The sequence below is a fragment of the Bradyrhizobium sp. USDA 4538 genome (assembly GCF_024171045.1).
GTDB lineage: Bacteria > Pseudomonadota > Alphaproteobacteria > Rhizobiales > Xanthobacteraceae > Bradyrhizobium > Bradyrhizobium australafricanum.
In genome coordinates this window covers 86,016-103,983 of record NZ_JALJZE010000001.1, presented here as the reverse complement: position 1 = coordinate 103,983, position 17,968 = coordinate 86,016, and the positions used below count along the sequence as shown (strand labels likewise).

Annotated in this window: 16 protein-coding genes; 9 read left to right on the top strand and 7 right to left on the bottom strand. The window is 61.6% G+C overall.

Annotated elements, in window-relative coordinates; translation table 11 throughout:
• Positions 1–103 precede the first annotated feature (103 nt).
• From J2R78_RS00490 to J2R78_RS00475, 4 genes are all read right to left on the bottom strand, one after another.
• Entirely contained in the window at positions 104–496 is a 393-nt protein-coding gene (locus J2R78_RS00490) for a hypothetical protein (RefSeq protein ID WP_375167100.1), read from the bottom strand.
• Positions 497–760: 264 nt separating this feature from the next.
• Positions 761–1,309: a hypothetical protein gene (locus J2R78_RS00485; protein WP_253609320.1), complete on the bottom strand. Its 549-nt coding sequence runs from the start codon at positions 1,307–1,309 to the stop codon at positions 761–763.
• A complete protein-coding gene (locus J2R78_RS00480) occupies positions 1,306–2,484 on the bottom strand; it encodes an ERF family protein (protein ID WP_253609319.1) in 1,179 nt (392 codons plus the stop codon). Before J2R78_RS00480 ends, J2R78_RS00485 begins: the two co-directional genes overlap by 4 nt.
• Entirely contained in the window at positions 2,468–3,322 is an 855-nt protein-coding gene (locus J2R78_RS00475) for a YqaJ viral recombinase family protein (RefSeq protein WP_375167099.1), read from the bottom strand. Before J2R78_RS00475 ends, J2R78_RS00480 begins: the two co-directional genes overlap by 17 nt.
• Positions 3,323–4,177: 855 nt before the next feature.
• Here J2R78_RS00475 and J2R78_RS00470 point away from each other — a divergent pair.
• A complete protein-coding gene (locus tag J2R78_RS00470; RefSeq protein ID WP_253609317.1) occupies positions 4,178–4,408 on the top strand; it encodes a hypothetical protein in 231 nt (76 codons plus the stop codon).
• An 804-nt stretch (positions 4,409–5,212) separates the two neighbouring features.
• Positions 5,213–5,605 carry a hypothetical protein gene (locus tag J2R78_RS00465; protein ID WP_253609316.1) on the top strand — a complete coding sequence of 131 codons (393 nt, stop codon included), beginning with the start codon at positions 5,213–5,215 and terminating at the stop codon, positions 5,603–5,605.
• A 177-nt stretch (positions 5,606–5,782) separates the two neighbouring features.
• Here the strand turns inward: J2R78_RS00465 and J2R78_RS00460 are convergent, their stop codons facing one another.
• Entirely contained in the window at positions 5,783–6,028 is a 246-nt protein-coding gene (locus J2R78_RS00460) for a helix-turn-helix domain-containing protein (RefSeq protein ID WP_253609315.1), read from the bottom strand.
• Between the two features lie 174 nt (positions 6,029–6,202).
• On the opposite strand from J2R78_RS00460, the gene J2R78_RS00455 reads away from it, so the two are divergent.
• The 5 genes from J2R78_RS00455 to J2R78_RS00435 all read left to right on the top strand — a co-directional run bounded on the left by J2R78_RS00455 (position 6,203) and on the right by J2R78_RS00435 (position 10,394).
• Positions 6,203–6,730 (top strand): hypothetical protein, encoded by a 528-nt coding sequence (locus J2R78_RS00455; protein WP_253609314.1) that lies wholly within the window; start codon positions 6,203–6,205, stop codon positions 6,728–6,730.
• 390 nt (positions 6,731–7,120) lie between these two features.
• Entirely contained in the window at positions 7,121–7,756 is a 636-nt protein-coding gene (locus J2R78_RS00450; RefSeq protein WP_253609313.1) for a TetR/AcrR family transcriptional regulator, read from the top strand.
• Between the two features lie 15 nt (positions 7,757–7,771).
• Complete coding sequence (locus J2R78_RS00445) at positions 7,772–8,266, top strand: hypothetical protein (RefSeq protein ID WP_253609312.1); 495 nt, start codon at positions 7,772–7,774, stop codon at positions 8,264–8,266.
• 97 nt (positions 8,267–8,363) lie between these two features.
• A complete protein-coding gene (locus tag J2R78_RS00440; RefSeq protein WP_253609311.1) occupies positions 8,364–9,674 on the top strand; it encodes a DNA methyltransferase in 1,311 nt (436 codons plus the stop codon).
• A 300-nt stretch (positions 9,675–9,974) separates the two neighbouring features.
• Complete coding sequence (locus J2R78_RS00435; protein WP_253609310.1) at positions 9,975–10,394, top strand: DUF5681 domain-containing protein; 420 nt, start codon at positions 9,975–9,977, stop codon at positions 10,392–10,394.
• Between the two features lie 2,012 nt (positions 10,395–12,406).
• On the opposite strand, the gene J2R78_RS00430 is transcribed toward J2R78_RS00435, so the two are convergent.
• Positions 12,407–12,718, bottom strand: a complete 312-nt coding sequence (locus J2R78_RS00430; RefSeq protein WP_253609309.1) for a hypothetical protein — start codon at positions 12,716–12,718, stop codon at positions 12,407–12,409.
• A gap of 389 nt (positions 12,719–13,107) precedes the next feature.
• Here J2R78_RS00430 and J2R78_RS00425 point away from each other — a divergent pair, with 389 nt between their 5' ends.
• Together J2R78_RS00425 and J2R78_RS00415 are read left to right on the top strand one after the other, a co-directional pair.
• Positions 13,108–14,514 (top strand): NAD(P)/FAD-dependent oxidoreductase, encoded by a 1,407-nt coding sequence (locus J2R78_RS00425; protein WP_253609308.1) that lies wholly within the window; start codon positions 13,108–13,110, stop codon positions 14,512–14,514.
• A 1,056-nt stretch (positions 14,515–15,570) separates the two neighbouring features.
• Entirely contained in the window at positions 15,571–16,098 is a 528-nt protein-coding gene (locus J2R78_RS00415; RefSeq protein WP_253609307.1) for a hypothetical protein, read from the top strand.
• A gap of 566 nt (positions 16,099–16,664) precedes the next feature.
• Here the strand turns inward: J2R78_RS00415 and J2R78_RS00410 are convergent.
• Complete coding sequence (locus J2R78_RS00410; protein ID WP_253609306.1) at positions 16,665–17,795, bottom strand: hypothetical protein; 1,131 nt, start codon at positions 17,793–17,795, stop codon at positions 16,665–16,667.
• Positions 17,796–17,968 lie beyond the last annotated feature (173 nt).

Sequence of the window (17,968 nt, the reverse complement as noted above, 5' to 3'; positions counted from 1 at the left end):
GGGGGTGCCGCGCGGTCCACTTAGCAATTTGGACGCGCCGGCGGGCGAGGCGATTCAGGACATCGCATCCATGACGCGGCTGAGGGCTGGAAGTTTTCGGTTCTCACTTTGATCTAGTCACAAGGCTTTGGCCGGTTGCGGCGCTCGCGGTGCTTGAGACCGGTCCCTCGAGGCGAGGTCGCAGGCCGCGCGAAACAGCTCGGGCCCGATCTCGTCGGCCGCCGCCGCAGCACCTTCGCAAGGGCGGCCTTCCGCTCGAACGCGGCTCTTCGCGCAGGTCGTCGCCGTCGAGCGCGACCAAGTCGAAGGCGTAGAGCTGGGCGTCCTCGTTATGCCGGTTGGAGTGCAGGGCGTCGAAGTCGGAGACCCCGCGTGCGTCGAGCACGCAGATCTCGCCGGCGATCGCGAACTGCGCCAAGGGCAGCTTCAGCGCGCTCTCGACAATCCACGGGAAGCGCCACGTCCAGTCCAGCGCGGACCTTGAGCTGACGAGCACCGTCTTACCGTCGCGCTGCACCCGGCCGCGATATCTTGCTTTCCTCCGCTGCAATCGCCGGCAGACTCAAATGGGACCGCGTCTCGCCTTGGAGCAAGTGTCCCGACAAATCGTTCGGGTGCAGGCGCTGCATAACCAGAATAATCTGGCCCGTCTTCTTATCGTCCAAGCGCGATAATAGCGCGCCGTTGAACCACATATCGTCTTTTAGAGCACGTTCGGACGAGGCGAACCGGTTTTGCCGGAACCGTGGCGTCGAACGCGCTAGGCCAGGAAGCGATGCTTCTTGATCTCTCTGACGAGGAGCAGGCGTCTGGCTTGCGCTGCATTGAGAAGGCCCTCGAATAAGGCGAAGACCTCGCGCGCCTGGATGTAGACGTCCGTGTTGATGGAATGGTGATCGAAACCGTATGACGCCAGACGCGTCTCGATCTCGTTCGTGGCAACAGGATCGAGCCGCCAACTCAGCGCGTTTTGACGTACGTAATAGTCGGCCTCGTCTTCGAACTCAGGTGCAATCCCGACCATGTCGATACTGCGTAAGGCGGCCTCGACCGCCTTTTGCCGATAGGTCACAAGCAGCCGGTGGCGCAAGAGGCGGTAGCGCTGGATCTCCCAGGAGAGTTCGACGACGTCGATCGCGACTAGCCATTCGATGGCAGACCGCGGCGCCAAATCAGCGAAGATCGCTTGGCGTAGCGCGTGGTAGTGGTCAAGGCGTTCACCAGGAAGCAGCAAGGGAGGGGGCGCCAACGCCTCGAGCTCGACCGGCAGCGTCGTCGCGGTCAGCTCGGTTTGGAATGGCCCGTTCATCGTGGGGAAGCCTCCGACTCCCGGCATGATGGAGCGGCCCCGTTGACGACGGCGGCGTCCAGTGGGCTGTGGATCGGACTTGCCGCCCACAAGTCATGTGCCACCTGCAGCGGCGTGATCTGCATGTTCGCCCACCAAGCCCTTTCATTGCCGTGCCGATGCAGCTCCTGGTGATGGGCGCGGCACAATGGAACAGTGTACTCGTCGCTGACTTTGCGGCCGAGAGCCCTAGGTTGGGCAAACTTCAAGTGGTGGGCATCGGACGGAGTTTGCCGGCAAACGAGGCAGGGCTGGTCCCCGACAAACAACAGATGCGCCTTGCTGCGCTTGCGGGGCGGCTCCTTGGGACGGGCCAACGCGGCCTCAAGTGCAGCTGGTAGGTGCGCTTGAGGCGTAGCCTCCGTGCTAGCTAGAGCCTTCGGGAGCGGATCCGGCGACAGGCCTGCGTCATGGTCGAAGGGAGATGCCGGTTCAATCGTCCCGAGGCGGTCGGCTTCCTGCAGCTTGGTCTGATAGGCGGCCTCGACGAGCTTGGCGTCCGGCTCCAAAAGCGTGTTCTTGAGCTGAAGGCTGGCCTTTGCCCAGGTGAGCAGGTCATCGCCGGGAGGTAGGACCGCGAGCTGGCTCAACAGCCGCACCCGGAGCTCGGCCGACTGCGGAGGGCCCAACACCGGCGCGCGGTTGAGAACGCCCTTGCCAGCCTTGGCCTTCGTGCCAGGAAGGCCTTCGGCCGGCGGCGGGCCGGCAATCGCGTCCGGAGCGTCGAGATCGTCCTCGCCGGCAATCCCGACCAGGGCGAACAGCGCGTAGCGGCGGGCGTAGGTTAAGGCCGCGCCCATCCGGTGCGGCGCTTCGGTGTCCTTGGCCGCGCAAACCGGAAGGTCGGAGGAGATCCATTCCCCGGAGGAATGGGCGAGCATGGTGGTCAAATGAATCTGCCCGCTCACCGCATCCAGGCGGGTGGTCTGGATGGTTGCGATTTCCTGCTGGCTCAAGCTTTTGCGGACGATGTCGAGGCCAGAGGCGAGCGAGGCGTAGCGAAAGGTCCGATCATCTTCCCTGGGGAAAGGCGAGCGGATGGTGGCGATCAGGGTCTTTTCGGGGTTGACGAGATCGGTCTGGGCACGCGCCAGGGCGGCCGCGATGGCGCCGATGCTCTCACTGGACTGCAGCATGGGTCGTCTCCACCTCGATGGCATCGAAGCTGATGGCGCCGGATTTGGACCGCTTGGCGCGCACGCCGTGGCCGGCCGCCGCCTTGGCATCCTCGGGCACGAGCGCCTTCAGCTCGGCTTTCGCCGCTTCGTGGTCGCCATGGGCGAGGCGGGTGCGCAGATAGGTAGCGGCCAATTCGGCCCAGAGATTGGACCCGCTCATGTCGACGATTTTGACCGCCTCGGGCCGAGGCCGCGGCGGCTCCGCGCCAAACAGGGCCGGCGGCTCGCCGGTTTTGACGCAGCGCCAGAACTTCTTCTCGGCGGTGAGCAGAAGGTGCTGATAGAGCGGATCGGCATGGATTTTGATCTCGATCCATTTGCCGCCGCCGGTGATGATCGACAGCACGGCCGAGCGCGCCGCAACCACCCACATGTTGTGCTGCAGCTGCGCCATGTGCTTTTCGGCGGCGCCCTCCTCGGTGAAGGCCCAGGGCAGCATGAACTTGGCTTCGAACACCGCGCCGGTCTGTTCGACGATGCCGTCGAGCGTTGCCGCCATCCATGAATGGACGGGGTGACGGACGCGCTTCTGGACGTCCTTTATGGTCTGGTCGCTGTTGCGCTGATACCAGCTGCGATTGAGCTCCTCGGTGGCGGTGCCGAGCTGGACGATCAGATTTCCGGACAGGTCCTCAGGCTCGCTCTCGCCGCGTTTTTCCCGCCATAAGCGAATGAGGTCCGCCTCATCATTGCCCATGATGATGCGGGCATCCGAGCCGCCGATGAAATGGCGACGATCGGAAGGGCTGAATTTGATGAGTTGGAAATGTGGCTCCGTTGCGCCACCGGTCTCAATGGTACTCACCGGTCTCTCCTGATGTGAACAGCGCGGCGATGGTTGCCGCACTGCTCAAACCCCGCGAGATGCGAGGCGAGAAACCGTGGCCGTTTTTGTGCCCGGCCGACTCAGTAACGCTCCAATGGCGCGAGAATGCCAGTCCTTTCTGCAGCAACAATCTTGCTCTTTTGCGCGCCAAAGCTTGATGCGGACAATGGATCGGAGCGAGCTGGTGGACGCGACCGGTAAGGGGAGAAGGCATGGCCTCAGATCGACAAATCGAAGCCAATCGGAGAAATGCCAAGCGCAGCACGGGCCCGAAGACCGGCCAGGGGAAGCTTCGATCAAGCCGGAACGCGCTCCGCCACGGGCTGTCGCGGCCAGCTCCGCATGACGATACGGGGTGTGAGGCGCTGACACGGGGTCTTCTGGATTGGATGGCGCGAGAGGCGCCCTCCATTGAACCAACCGACGTCGTACGCACTAAGTTCGAGCTTGCTCGCTTGCGCGCAGTCCGTCACGAATTACTGGCTGCTTTCCTAAAGACTCCTGACGCAAAATTGCGAAAACGGCTGCTGGGGCTGGAACGCTATGAGCGCGCGGCCTTTGCACGACAGACGCGGGCGATGCGGCGCAGCGGCTAGCGCCCCCGATTTGGCATCGAACAAAACAAAGCCAATCGGAATGCCGCCGGCGAATCTTACTCGAAGGCGTACCTTGCTGGCGCCGCCGCGTACGGTGTCGTGCCGCAAGGATCGGGAGCCTCTCGCGTATCCTGCTCGACGGGCGATAAAGCATCGCTGCAGAACCGACTGGACTTGCGGTGCAAACGGAGCGTTCCTGCAACAGGAAGAGCAGGGAGAAGCGCGTGCGATGGACGCCGAATGGATCGAACCGGCCATTACGGCCTGCCTTAAGAACGTTCACGCCAAGCTCAAGGAGGCCGAGCAGATTGCCAGAGCCGCAGCCGTCTGCGCCGAGGCCGGCAGCGTCAGCGAGGGCGTGCGCGTCTCCATGGACATCGAGCAATTATCTATGACGCCGGGCGGCTGCAGGACGCGGCGTCTTTGTTGCGGACATTGCTGCGAACCTGAGACCACCTGACCTCGCAGGCCGAATTCGAAGACTTTTCTGGTCGGCTCGAACGCGAATGGGAGCAGCATCCTTTTTGTTTACCCGTTAGCGAAGCCTTCTAGGTTTGCTCATCTCCGCGAGTCCCTTTGGCGTAATCCGGTAACGGGCTTCGCCGCCGGTCTCTTGAACCTCGATCCATTGATGGTGAAGCAACGTCAGTTTCAGTTTTGGCCGATCGGGTAGGTCGGAAGAGCGCATCCATGCCCCGTTCCGAAGATACTCTAGAAACTGCCGATGGCGCTGGTTGAAGGGCACGGCCAAGTCAAACCCAAATTGAATTCGCGATCGATCACAAGGTGAGAGCAAGAAAATGTAATAAGGGCCCCAAAACCCATTGAGACGACAATTGCGGTCAGCGCAATGCGGATTGGCTGCAATCCACCCCACACCACGGAAAGCACTCTTAATAGAATCGCAGACAGCGAGGAAAATGCATCGTAGGGCCTCGATGCCGACGCGTCTTGGCCCATTTGGGTCACGGGCCAATCCAGTCAAAAAAGATGCGCTCCATGATGTCATTCCGCGCGTCAGCTATGCACGCCAGCCGAGCACGTGGGGTAGTCTTCAGGTCGCGCGCAACCTCAAGGGCAGCGACGTCTTCGCATTTCGCCCCCGCCGTTGGATGGCCGCGTTGACAATGATTGGGATAAAGACAACGTTTGGTGCAACGTGACATTGGATCGTGGTGCCTCAACCATGACCCGCTCCGATCGGACAGCTCATGGTCGGTTGATTGGAGCACGAGACCAAGTTTGCAGCACGAGCCCGATTTTGATGACCCAAGTTGTTTTCACCTGCACCGATTGCGGTGCGCTTTATTTTGCGGTGCAAGAGCAAAGGCGTGCCCCGACACCGCCGCGAAGCTTCAATTGCGCAGAGTGCAATGCGCCGGTCCACTCATGGGAAGGCCAATTCAACTACACCCACTGGAGAAGGTTTGTCCCGCCCCGCAACGCAATCAGAGATCAGAGGGTGATCTTCACGACGCAAAGCGAGGCTGCCGATGCAGCGCAGGCGTTCAGGCTGCTGCTCGCCTTTCGTTCGATCCGCGACCGTGCCGCGCGACTTAGGATCGTCGAAAAGACTGAGGCCATGGCGGAAAACCAATGGCACCACGAAACGGCCGACGAACATCAGCGTTGGCTGTCGGATATCAGCCTGCACTGATCATTTTCCGCCGATATCGGATGATCGTGCCGGTGCCTGGCATGTCGCCGATGCCCGGGAGCGCTTAGCCTGCGCGTCGGTCGATGGCGCCGTAGCACGCGGTCGGCTTTGCGGTGGGTTGGCGATTCGCCGGATCGACGCCGATTGCGCGAGGTGGGCGGCGGGCTTGCCTCGCGCCTAGCGGCCTTTGCCACGTAAAAATTGCCTGAACAGCTTGGCGGGGTCGGCACCAAGGGCTTCGGCGATCGCGATGAACTCGATGACATCGAGCCGCCGCTCCACGCCCTCATATTTGGCGACAAAGGATTGCGGCTTGCCGAGCTTGTTGGCGAGCGCGTGCTGGCGGATGCCGGCCTTGTGCCGTACGGCGACAAGAAGCGCGATGAGGCGCCGGTATTCGGCAGATTGAAGGGATTTTTGCATCGCCGCCGGGAGCTGGGGAATCGGGCGGCAGGCAACCTGATCCTGGATTCGGATTATCCCAAAAGAGGATAATCGTTAACCCTGATGGTCTACTCTAGCGGTATCCCCTCGACTTCGCGGCCGCGGCAAGCGAACTGCTGCGGTGAGGCGAAGGAGAGGCGGAGGGCAACGGGCATGACGCAAATGGACCTGCGGGATGACGTCTTTGGATTCGCGCCGACACAATCGGCCGATTCGAGCGCGCGCGAGAAGCTGGTGGAGCATCTGTTTTTGGGCGAATTGTTGCGCGCGTTGTGGCTGAAGAACATCCGCGGCGTCGAGGTGTTGCGGCCCGAGGTGGACAGCGGCGGCTACGACCTCGCGCTGGAATTCCAGGGCGTGGTCCGCCACATCCAGCTGAAGTCCAGCCACCGCGATGCCAGGCGCGGTGAGATCACCGCCAACGTCAAGCTGTTGGACCGGCCGGCTGCCTGCATTCTTTGGATCTATTTCGACCCGGACACGCTGCGGCTCGGCCCGTTCTTGTGGTTCGGCGGCGCGCCCCATGAGAGGATCCCCGAGCTCGGCGGCAAGATCGCCCGCCACACCAAGCACAACGCGCAGCGGGAGAAGGCGCTGCGGTCAGGCCATCGCGTCATCGCCAAGAGCCGTTTCATGCGGCTCGACGGCATCGACGAGGTAATCCAAAGATTGTTGGGCTAAGCGCGGCGATTGAGAGACGATCACAACCATAAGTCGTATTAACTGCACAATCAGCGCTAGACGCGATGGGCTCTGTGACGGCCAGGGAAGGCCCTGGGTGGGTTTGGCACCGTCGGGTCCCCTGGACAGGGTCAGAATCCTTCATATTCGGCTTTGAGCAACGCGCATCGGCTCCAGAGGCGACGGAGCGCTGGATTATTCGATTACGAAATCAATGGGATAGTGGATTTCCGGTTGACGCTGGTCGGTGGCGCATAGCGCTGGTGCGGGTTTTGCCATCCGCCGCATGAACGTCGGGCCACGCGTGGTCACGGCGAATGTTGGCACGAAGTATGCTCATAGTTGGTGATACTCTTACTGGAGTCCCATCCCATGACAAAGTTGTCCCGCATGACGTCGCCCCAAGTGACCCAAGGCTCTGGGTTCGACAAGCCGGTCAAGCAGCGGATTGCCGAGGCCGCCGACCAACTGTTCCGGCGGTATGGAATCCGGATCCATTTGCTGATGATAGCCCAGCAGGCGCATTCGAATCTCGCGACCGTCACGAAGTATTTCGGGCATGGCGATCGCCTGATCGGCCAATTCGTAAGGTCGCTGATTGAGGAATCGGAGGGCTACTGGCGCGAGGTCGAGGCCCGCCATCCCGGCGATCCCCACGCGCAATTGCGCTGGTGGCTGCTTTACGAACAAGAGCGCATGACCGATCCGGTTCGGCCCGAGGCGCTGTTGGCTCGCACCACGGCGGAGTTGTTACGCAGTCCGCAGGCTGCCGCGTTGGCGGAGATCTCGCAGTACTGGCAGAAGGAGCGGCGCCGCGTCGTAGGGTTATGCGACAAGGCCGGCTTGCGCGAACCCAGGGCGCTGGGCGACAAGCTGCTCTTGTTGGTCCATGGCGCCCGCAACGAACGCGGTGCCTACGGCCGGCACGCGCCGAGCCGGCTGCTGCACCAGACCGGAGATGATCTCATGGTAGCGCACGGCGCGGCTCCGTTACCGCCGTTCGATTGGAATGATCTGGACGACTAGGGAGACCAGGCAGCGATGGCAACGGATAAGGACACCATTGTTGTGTTCACCTCGGAGAGCCGACAGGAGATTTTGGGCAAGGCGGGCACGGGGCACTGGGTGATCAATCCGAAGAACGCCAACCGTTGTCGGTATGTGGTCTGCTGCCGCAAAGCGAACTGGAAAAACCGCGCGGACGGGATCGCGCAGCGCGCCGCCTTCCTGGTCGGCCGCATCGCGGGCTTGACGCGGATCGATGCGAGCAGCAATGCGCGGGGGCAGGCGCGGTATCTGATCGGGATTTCGGACTATGCTGAGGTCGATCGTCCCGAGGTATGGCGCAAGGATGTGACCAATCCCGTCGGCTATAGCGCGCTGAAGGCGCTCGGTATCGACCCGCGGCGGCTGGCGTTCAAGCCGGCGGAGCCGTCCTCGACCGCACGCCCGTTGACAATTGCGGAGGCCAAGCAGGCACTGGCGGCGACGTTTGGCGTAACGCCCGAGGACGTCGAGATCATCATTCGCGGCTGACCCTCTTAACCATTCGATCCATCGTTGGAGGTGCCTCGCGAAGTATCGGCATAGTTCATGGTATAGATGGACTTTCCGGTGTTTGGAGGCGTTTTCGATGACAGGTCTTCAGGTTGAGCAGCGTCCGATCGGCGAATTGAAGCCCAACCCGCGCAACGCGCGGCGGCACTCCGACAAGCAGCTGAACCAGATCGCGGCCTCGATCCGCGAGTTCGGCTTCAACAGCATCGTCGTGGTCGATGAGGACGGCTGCATCCTGGTCGGGCACGGCCGGGTCGCGGGCGCGCGGTTGGCCGGACTCGAGACGGTCCCGGTGCTGCGGGTAACCCACCTAACCGAGGCGCAGAAGACCGCGTTTGCGCTCGCCGACAACAAGATCGCCCTGAACGCCGATTGGGACCTCGACCAGCTGAAGGGATTATGGCGGGAATTGATGGACGCCGAGCTCAATTTCGACGTGGAGGTCACGGGATTTGGCACCGCCGAGATTGATCTGCTGGTCGACGGCCCGACCCAACCCGACAAGGTGGATCGCAGCGACCTAATCCCGGCGGCGGAGGCGGCCGCGGTATCCCGCCTGGGCGATCTTTGGATGCTGGGCGAGCATCGGCTGCTGTGCGCCGACGCCTGCGACCGCGCGGCCTATGCCGAGTTGCTCGGCGATGAACCGGCGCGCCTGGTTTTTACCGATCCGCCCTACAACGTGCCGATCGACGGTCATGTCGGGGGGCTCGGCGCGGTCAAGCACCGCGAGTTCAAGATGGCCTGCGGCGAAATGAGCCCGAGCGAATTTCGTGGTTTCTTAGCGAACGTGTTTGGCAATCTGGCCGCCTTCAGCGTCGATGGTGCGATCCATTTCATCTGCATGGATTGGCGGCATCTCGACGAGATCTTAGGGGCGGCGAGCGGGATCTATTCCGAGCTGAAGAATCTCTGCGTCTGGAACAAGAGCAACGGTGGGATGGGCTCGTTCTACCGCTCTAAGCATGAGCTGGTCTTTGCCTATAAGGTCGGGACCGCCCCGCATCTGAACACGATCGAGCTCGGCCGGCACGGACGTTATCGCACCAACGTCTGGGATTATGCTGGCGTCAACAGCTTTCGGCCCGGCCGCGCCGCCGAACTCGACATGCATCCGACCGTAAAGCCGACCGCACTCGTGATCGACGCCATCAGGGATTGTTCGCGGCGCGGCGAGATCGTGCTCGATGCCTTCGCGGGCTCGGGCACCACGATCATGGCCGCGCACAAGGCGAGGCGCCGCGCGCGGGCGATCGAGCTCGACCCGCTCTACGTCGACATCGCCATCCGCCGCTGGCAGGCTTACACAGGGCAGGCGGCCTTGATGGCGATCACCGGCGAGAGCTTTGCCGACGTCGAACAGCGGCGCGGCGATCCATTGCAATAGCTGCGGTGAGGCAAGCGTGACGCGACTTGATCGCGCGCGCGAGCGACCAGGTGCTGATCGCGTGGCGATCAAGATTTGATCAAATCCGATCGTTGCGATAAAGTGAATTCGCCTCGCGACGAGAGCTGGGTTGGGTTTGCTTTTTGCGAACCTTGCGTGATGCGGAAATCCAGCAGGTAGTCCGAAAATGACGGCGTGACGCCGGATGGGTCGAGTTTCCTGCAAGAGCAGGCTCGAAATATCCTCCGGAGTTGCGCCTTTCTTATTTGTGGCGCGGCTCCTTAGAAATGGAGTAGCGCAATGCCTCGCAACGAATTGGGCCAGTTCGAAAAGGGGACGTGTGGCAACCCACGCGGTCGCCCTCGCAAGCAGCCGTTGGAAATTTCATCCGAAAGGCAAAGGCGCGAGTTCTTTGAAGCCACCGAAAAGCAGATCATTGTAACCGAGAACGGAAAGCGGAAGTCTGTTTCGGTGCACACGGCAATTGATCTCCAGTTGATGCGTAAGGCCATCTCGGGCGACCTGCGAGCGATCATCGAATATAATAAGAGGTATGAGCGATATACTTCCGATCACGTGAAGCAGCAGCTCGAAAATCTAGAGGCGATTATCGATGCGGAAAACCGGATTCGGAAGTATCCCGAGGACGTAACCGATGAGTTAAAGCAGGCGGTAAAGCTAATGCGCGCAACGCTCGATCCGTATTGGCGCCGTGCCTGATCGCGACCAAAATTGCGGCACGCTTCGCCTAGAGGGGAGTGCATTTCGCGCTCACTTTTCCTTTGGTGTTCGGGGAGCCGAAGCTCTTCTCGCTTCGGCCTTCGGCGGCTCAGCGTCGCTCTAGCGTCTGAGACTGTATAGGTTCTGAAGCTGAGCTTCGATGGTCCGAGTTCTCGAATACCAAATCGGATCGTTCCTCAGTTTGCCTTGGCCGATGACCAATTTCCAGTTTCCGTCTCCGCCCACCGGAAGAACGGCCAACGTGATCGCCATCTGCGCCGGGAAATCGCGGTAAGCCAACAGACGCTCATGGACCATCCAAATCAGGTCCGAGTTGAAGGCTCGTCTTCTCCCTTCCCATGAGACCCTGTTTCAAAACACCGAACGCAAAAAATATGTTCGGATTTCCACTGCGAAAATCCCACCAATTGCTCTCAGCGCTTCCGCGCAATGAAGAAGCGGTCCCCGGCCGTGATCATGCGGCTTAGCCGGGGACCCTGCGCGGTCGGAGATGGATCGGGATAGACCGCACCGATCGATTGAACGTCCGGGATGCCGCGGTCGAAAAGTGCCGAAAGTCATGGCGTTCCCGATGTCGCTTCTGGTGTTATACACGCGGTAGCGCCGCGCCCACGCAGGTAAGGCCAAGAAGCAACAGCGCACCAGCGAACGCCTCCAAAACCTTCGACCGGCGCCGGTTTGCATACAAGGCGAGCACCGATCCCGCAGCGGTACTTGCGATACCGAATTCTCCAACCATTCTTGGTCCAAATCGTTGAACTTGAAAATTGCTTTGCGCGAATGAACGTCCGACGTCCGCGTCGGATCGTCGCTTGAAATAACAGTGTTTTCCGATGCCCGCAGACCGCGCGCAAGCGGCAAGTTCTATGCATCATTCTTAACCTTATCGCGCGCGGTCGACCTCAGACCACTCGCCGGCGAAGGGGGGAAGCTAATTTCGCGCAAAGCAAAAAGGTGGCCTCAGCGCGGGGTGACGTGAGGCGGCGAGGAAATTGTCCTTCGATCATAGGGCCGCCGGCGGACACTTTCCTTTCCAATTCGGAAGTACCGGAGTTATACGGGACCGCTTCTTGCACGGATGAGATCGCTGCTGTTCGTGGTGCTCAACGCAAGCGGATAGGCCGGCGATCGGGGGCAGGCCGACGCCGGCGAGGTCATGACGGCAACAAGGTGAGCGTCAGTCCAAGAAGCCATTTGCGCATGGGTGGCCCTTTTCACGTTTGAAGACAAAATGGGAAGAGCCGTGAAATGTGGCGGGCGCGCGGTCACACTGCAGGCTGACGGACCAAGTCCGCGGCTTTGTCGTGTGCTTTGTCCCGGCGGGCATTTTTCTTGGCGTCAACGAGCGCAGCAGGCAGCTCAGTTTTGGCTCCGAGTTCGTGCCCTTGCGGCGCCGATAGAACTCGCCGCGCAAATCTCGCGGCCCAGCGCTGTTCGAATTTTCTTTCGAGGTCCAGAGGGACAGTGCACATGACCCGGTTCGCCGTCATGCCCCTTGCCCGCTTTAACGTCCATCGGGCGCGCAAGGTCCTTATGACACAGGCGTGCAGGGGACGGTTCATGATCCGATCCTGATGCGTTTCCTCGTCCGCATGAGAACAGAGGACGCTCGGATTCAGTCCACTCCCAGGCGCGTCCGCAATGGAGCGCCGAGCGCCGTTGATGTCCGCGGGTCGCGGCAACCAAAAACGCCACGGCACCGGACAATGGCGGCGAAAGCCTAATGGGTTATATGGCCTCGCTCACGGGCTCGGAGCCGGTTTCGTTCCCAGGCCGCTTTGATCTCAAACACCGCGACGACCGCGGCCCATAGAGCCAAACCCGCCACGCCCGCCATGAACACTGTCGCTTCGCTCATTGGACAAACCCGTTTGGGATGAAGCCATTTTGTGGCCCGCCGGTGTGCGCTAGAAACGCGCGCCCATGTTCCGCGCCGATTGATGGCGCCGCCTTGCGTCTAAGTCAGAGCTCCGGACCGTCAGCTCGCCGTGTTAGTCGCAAATGCGCTCCCGGCGCGTCACCCTGCGGCCGTCGTCCCGTTCGCTCGTGGTGGTCTCGTAGTGGCAGCGCTGCCTTGGGCCGACGGTGACGCCGCCCGGGCCGACGCCAACCGTGGTATCGCGGTTGTAGCGGTCGTGGTCCCGGTAGTCGCGGTCTTTATAATAGCGGTCCTCGCGGTCCGGTCCGACCTGAACATCGACGCCTTGGGCGATTTTGACGCCTTGGGCTTTGGCCGGGTTGGCAAACGGTGTGGTTGTCAGCGCCGCCGCGGATGCCGCTAAGACAAGAGCGATCTTCAGCATATGGAATCCTTCCCTGAGCTCGAGCCGGTCTAACGCGAACGAACACCGAGCGTTCCGTGCCCAGGTTGCCGGAGGTCGAGGTAACCGTCATCGCGAGCTCAACCGCGGCAACCGGAAAGCCTGGAGGAGGCGTGAGATCTTGGGTCCGCTGCGTCAGGATGGCTGTCTCACCTGCAGTCCTTTGGATAATGTTCGCCTCGCGCCATACGCCTCCTGACCGGCCAGGACGCCAAGGCAAGCTGCGCAGAGCTTTGAACCTCCGGTTTGCCGCACCGACCCATGTCTTGAGTGCCGTGCCCCGCGTGTGCGGGTGTTGTGGTCGCGCCAGAGAACATGATGGCGAGACCGCGTCGCTCGCTTGAGCGCGACGGGCTTAGGGGGGACGAGGAATGAGCAAGATCCTCATTTGCGGTGGAGGCGTGATCGGATTATGCGCCGCCACGATGCTCGGCCGCGACGGTCACCCCGTCACAGTCTTAGAAGCCGACCCGGCAGGTCTTCCGACGGCGCCCTCCGCGGGGTGGGAGGCGTGGGAACGCCCGGGAGTTGCCCAATTCCGGCAACCTCACAACCTCAGTTCGCGATTTCGGCTGATCAGCGACCAGGAATTACCGGGACTAACGGATGATTTGCTCCGAGCCGGTTGCGTTTGGGTGGACTATCTCGACAGTCTTCCGCCATCCATAACGGATCGGACACCGCGTCCGGGCGACGACGCGATCCGCTTCGTCACCGGTCGAAGGCCCGTGATAGAGTGCGCCGTGGCTGCAATGGCAGAAGCCGCGCCGAACGTGACGATCCGCAGGGGAGCCAAGGTTCGGGAATTGACCACGGGCGCTTCGGCGGTTTCCGGCGTGCCCCACGTCGTGGGCGTACGCACTAGCTCCGGCGAAGAAATTCGAGCCGATCTCGTGATCGACGCCATGGGTCGGCGAAGCCCGGCTTGCGATTGGATGATCAGCGCAGGAGCCCATAGTCCGATCGAGCAAGCCGAAGACAGCAATTTCGCCTATTTTACCCGATATTTTTCCGGACAGCGGCGACCCCGCAGAATGGGCCGCGCGCTGACGCCAATGGGCTTGTTCTCGATCCTGACGTTGGACGGCGACAACGATACCTGGTCAGTCACCTTGTATACCTCATCGAAGAACAAGGCGATGCGAGCCTTGCGCGATACGACGACATTCCATCGCGTCGTCTCCGCGTGCCCGCGGCATGCCCATTGGCTCGACGGCGAGCCAATAACGCCCGTCCTTTTGATGGCCGGAGTTATCGACCGGTACCGGCGGTTTGTCATCGATGGTCAGCCCGTCATTACCGGGTTCGCCGCCGTAGGTGATGCATGGGCGTGTACCAACCCGTCCGCCGGACGGGGCTTGAGCGTTGGCCTTCTGCACGTACAGGTGCTTCGCGATGCCGTCCATCGACACATCGACGATCCCGGAGCGTTCTGCCGGGAATATGACGCCGAGACCGAACGCCTAGTCGGGCCGTTTTATCGAAACCAGATCGCCGCTGACCGCGCGCGTATCGCTGAAATGAATGCCTTGGAAGCGGGCATGCCGATGCCCGCACCCAACCCGGTCATGGCCAAGCTCCTCGTCGCCTCATCCCAAGACGCCGACGTGCTCCGTGGCATGATTGAAATCGCAATGTGCCTTGCGCTGCCCCAGGAGGTCATCGCGAGACCGAACGTGGCCGCGAAACTGGCCGAATTGAACGGCTATCCGCTGCCCCCGGACCCCAACATCATCGATCGACATCGGATGGCAGCGCTATTGGATGGCTCTTCTTGAGCGCAGGCAGACCCTCATTTCGCGCCCAGCATCGCGCGCCGCATCCACCGATCCGGATGCTCTTGCTCGGTTGTGTGTCAAACGCCATCCGGAACTGCCCCCTTTGCGTCACGAAGAACGCCCCAATCAACGCAGTGGTTCGTCGCGATCAGCATAGCGCCAGGTTCGTAGCGGCGGCTGACCAGCTGCAAGAGCAGGTGAGCCGCATCGGCTCCAGCGCAGGTAACCAATCATCAGCTTTGGCTTCGCCGGCGCGAGCAGTGTCTCGTCAGCGTCTCACGCGCCGACAGGCTCGCTCGCGCCGCCTCGTCGAGCCGGTCGGCGGATGCCGGCGAGCGGCTTAGGTCCCGCTCACCCGGCAGACTGCGGGCTAAAGTCCTTCCTTGAGGTCGAACCGGCGCAACGGCCGGGGGCCTGTATTGCCGAGAGCGACGTCGGCATTAACAGGGCGGTCCGAACCATGGACCACGCCCGCCAAGGTTCGCCCGGCACGTCAATGCTCGCTCCCGGCGGCCGCGCCCGATTTAACGAAATCTTACCCTCGGTATGTCGAACATTGCGCTCCATGAAATCGCAGGAGGATGATTGCGAGAGATGCCGGTGGCAGCCAACCCCTCAAAGCGCGACTTCTACGTCTACACATTTCACGTAGATGGATATCCATTCTACGTCGGTATAGGGCGTGACCGGCGGGCCTCGGATCGGCTTCGCTATGTAAGGTCGCTGGCACCGGAAAAGTTAAAGAAGAAGAGCCTCAGTGTCCGGGTAATGGCCGCTTTAGATGTGAGCGCGTGCATTGAATATTCATGCACCAGAATGTCAACAGGGCTCAGGCGCTTGCTTTGGAGAGGGCGACAATCGACCGGCTTGTTCGCGAGGGATACCAGTTGACCAATTGGCAAAATAACCCGTACCGCCACAACGATACCAATAGGGCCGTAACCGCAATTCGTCGCAAGATGCTAAGACGCAGCCCTTGCGAGGCGTAGGTCCTCGGAAAAGTGGTCGGAACTATGCGGCGTGATTACCAACAGACTGCGCGAGGAGCCAGCGAACATGACACCATTGCCACGCGGCGCTACCGACGAAGGAGCGCAGAATGTTGGAATGACGTTACCGCCAGAATACGTCTGCGGACTCGCCGACGGCACCGCGCACCAATTCGGCCAATGGCCCAATCCGAAAGTCCCTAAATTTGGAGCAGGCGTTTACACGATCTGGCACAGCGACGGTGCGTTCGTCTACGTTGGGATGTCCGGGCGGGGAATATCGGAGGCGACGGTGCCGAGAAATACACCGCACGGCATCTACACACGATTACACAGCCACGCCTCCGGTCGAAGGAGCGGCGACCAGTTCTGCGTCTACGTAGCCGACCGCTTTGTCTTGCCGATGCTAACTCAGGAAGACATCGCCGCGATTACGTCCGGTCGACACCAGATGGACACGTACGTGCGGCGTTATATCCACGAGAACCTGCTCTATCGCTATCTCATCGTGCAGGATGGAAGAACCGCACCGGCTATCGAAGCCGCAATCAAGGCCGGAACGTGGGGACGCGGACGACCAATTCTAAACCCTTGAATATGCGATTGATCGTTCAATTCGACGGGGAGCATTCCCCAATCTGAGATATTGCTTGCCACGCGACGATCGGGATAAGCGCGACGAGCGCACCCTGGTGCTCTAAGCCAAAGCAATCCGTTTTTACCGGGGGCCCCCCGATCGAGGAGGGGCCACACGGGTTGCTGCCGCGCTGTTCGACGGACGATGACAATTCCGCGCGCATCGACGTATGCGTCAATATCCGACCGTCGATCGCCACGAGCAAGCAAACAGGCCGGATCAAGCGATTTGTCGACCTGTTACGTCCCTGTTCAAGACCTGTTTGCTTCCTGTTCGGCGCCTGTTTGCCGCCTGTTGTGTCGGGCGCCCCGCGTCGCCGCGATGTGTCATAAGTTCCTAAAATCCTTAAGGAAACCGCGCCATCGTTCCGCTTTGCGCCAGTATTTGTTCGAGAAAACAGGAGCAAGGTCCGCGCAAGGAACGGACGGGGATTTCATCGCGTCTGCCGGCAACCGGAGTGCCATCGCGATGTGCGCGCACCGGCAGATGGTCTCGCTTTCGACCGACGCGATGTTGCTGCCGATTTAGTTCGGCATCAGCACCGCATCGATGCGGCGGCTGTTTCGCGTGCTGATGACGATGGCGCCGTTGCGGGTCGCAAATCTCGCGCCGACAAGGCGCGGCACCTTCTCCGTCAGCGATGAAGGCAGCGGAATCATTCCGCCGGTGATGGGATCGCCGACGTTGATCGGCGCGACTGCTGCGCCGGCCGAAGGCGCTGCCTTGATGTACTCCCTTATCAACTGAATCTCTTCACGCGAGAGGCTGAGCGCGGCCTGTTCGCCTGCGCCGTCAGGTGGCTTCCTTTCCGCCTCGGCCTTGTCTTGCGCTTCTTGCTGCTGGGCGGCTTCGCGTTTTGCGACTTCGACCTGTTCGAGTCTGGCGAGGCGTTCCCTCAGCGGCGCGATCTCCCGTCGCAACGCGGCAATGTCCGACTTCAGCGAAGAGAGCTGACCAAGCGCGATCGCGGCGGCAACGCAAGCGACGACCGAGATCAGGCTGAGGCACGCCACCGCCAGCCCCGTCAATCCGCCTCGACGATCGGCACGACGATCCCCGACATCCTCCGCGGGTCGCCGTCGCCGCGCGGCGGCGAATTTCGGCTTGATCGTGCCGAGGAAGCTGACCAGACCGGACAGCCGCGCAGCCACCATGCGGTTCGCCTCTTGAAAGGCGCCGAATGCAGGCGCCGGGACGATCGGAGAGTGCGCCGAGGGGATGTCGGGAGCAGTAGTCGAACGGCCCTCGCCGGATGGCTGGCGGCCATCGTGGTCCTCGCGCGTCATGCCGGGAAGTTCGAGATCAACGTCGTCGGGACGGTCGATCGCAGCATCCGCAACGTAATGGCGCGTGTCGGCCGCAGCGGCGTCCAATCGTTCCGTTTCCTGTCGATCGAGTCCTTGTTCGATGCGGGTTGCTTCAAGCGAGCGCCACAGCGAGAGCCCCGAATCGGTGATCTGCAGGCCCGCGTCGTTGATCGATGCCCATCCCGATTGGAAGACGTCGGCGTCGCCAAGCTCGGACGGCCGCTTCGACTGCGTGGCTTCGTCGCCGGCCGCGATCATGCGCTTGACCTCGCGGCTGACCTCGTCGATCGCGATCCGCTGCCCGGGCCTTGCGGCCAGCACACTCAAGATCGCCAGATTGAACTTCATGCGCCGCCTCGCGATGCTCCTCAACCGGCCGTGCCGCCGTTCCGATCCCGTGCAGGCGACGTGCGAGCCTCAGCGGGGTCGAAGCGGATCAATCATGCCGGCGCGGACGTCGGTCAGTCAGGGAGTCAAGCAAGTGTACCGGCTCGCCAAGGGGCAAACAATCCGGCACCAGA

What these genes read in the sequence shown, in the direction of transcription:
- J2R78_RS00485 (WP_253609320.1), bottom strand. Translation starts at nt 1,309, where the DNA reads ATGAACGGGCCATTCCAAACCGAGCTGACCGCGACGACGCTGCCGGTC.
- J2R78_RS00480 (WP_253609319.1), bottom strand. Translation starts at nt 2,484, where the DNA reads ATGCTGCAGTCCAGTGAGAGCATCGGCGCCATCGCGGCCGCCCTGGCG.
- J2R78_RS00470 (WP_253609317.1), top strand. Translation starts at nt 4,178, where the DNA reads ATGGACGCCGAATGGATCGAACCGGCCATTACGGCCTGCCTTAAGAAC.
- J2R78_RS00465 (WP_253609316.1), top strand. Translation starts at nt 5,213, where the DNA reads ATGACCCAAGTTGTTTTCACCTGCACCGATTGCGGTGCGCTTTATTTT.
- J2R78_RS00460 (WP_253609315.1), bottom strand. Translation starts at nt 6,028, where the DNA reads ATGCAAAAATCCCTTCAATCTGCCGAATACCGGCGCCTCATCGCGCTT.
- J2R78_RS00455 (WP_253609314.1), top strand. Translation starts at nt 6,203, where the DNA reads ATGACGCAAATGGACCTGCGGGATGACGTCTTTGGATTCGCGCCGACA.
- J2R78_RS00450 (WP_253609313.1), top strand. Translation starts at nt 7,121, where the DNA reads ATGACGTCGCCCCAAGTGACCCAAGGCTCTGGGTTCGACAAGCCGGTC.
- J2R78_RS00445 (WP_253609312.1), top strand. Translation starts at nt 7,772, where the DNA reads ATGGCAACGGATAAGGACACCATTGTTGTGTTCACCTCGGAGAGCCGA.
- J2R78_RS00440 (WP_253609311.1), top strand. Translation starts at nt 8,364, where the DNA reads ATGACAGGTCTTCAGGTTGAGCAGCGTCCGATCGGCGAATTGAAGCCC.
- J2R78_RS00435 (WP_253609310.1), top strand. Translation starts at nt 9,975, where the DNA reads ATGCCTCGCAACGAATTGGGCCAGTTCGAAAAGGGGACGTGTGGCAAC.
- J2R78_RS00430 (WP_253609309.1), bottom strand. Translation starts at nt 12,718, where the DNA reads ATGCTGAAGATCGCTCTTGTCTTAGCGGCATCCGCGGCGGCGCTGACA.
- J2R78_RS00425 (WP_253609308.1), top strand. Translation starts at nt 13,108, where the DNA reads ATGAGCAAGATCCTCATTTGCGGTGGAGGCGTGATCGGATTATGCGCC.
- J2R78_RS00415 (WP_253609307.1), top strand. Translation starts at nt 15,571, where the DNA reads ATGACACCATTGCCACGCGGCGCTACCGACGAAGGAGCGCAGAATGTT.
- J2R78_RS00410 (WP_253609306.1), bottom strand. Translation starts at nt 17,795, where the DNA reads ATGAAGTTCAATCTGGCGATCTTGAGTGTGCTGGCCGCAAGGCCCGGG.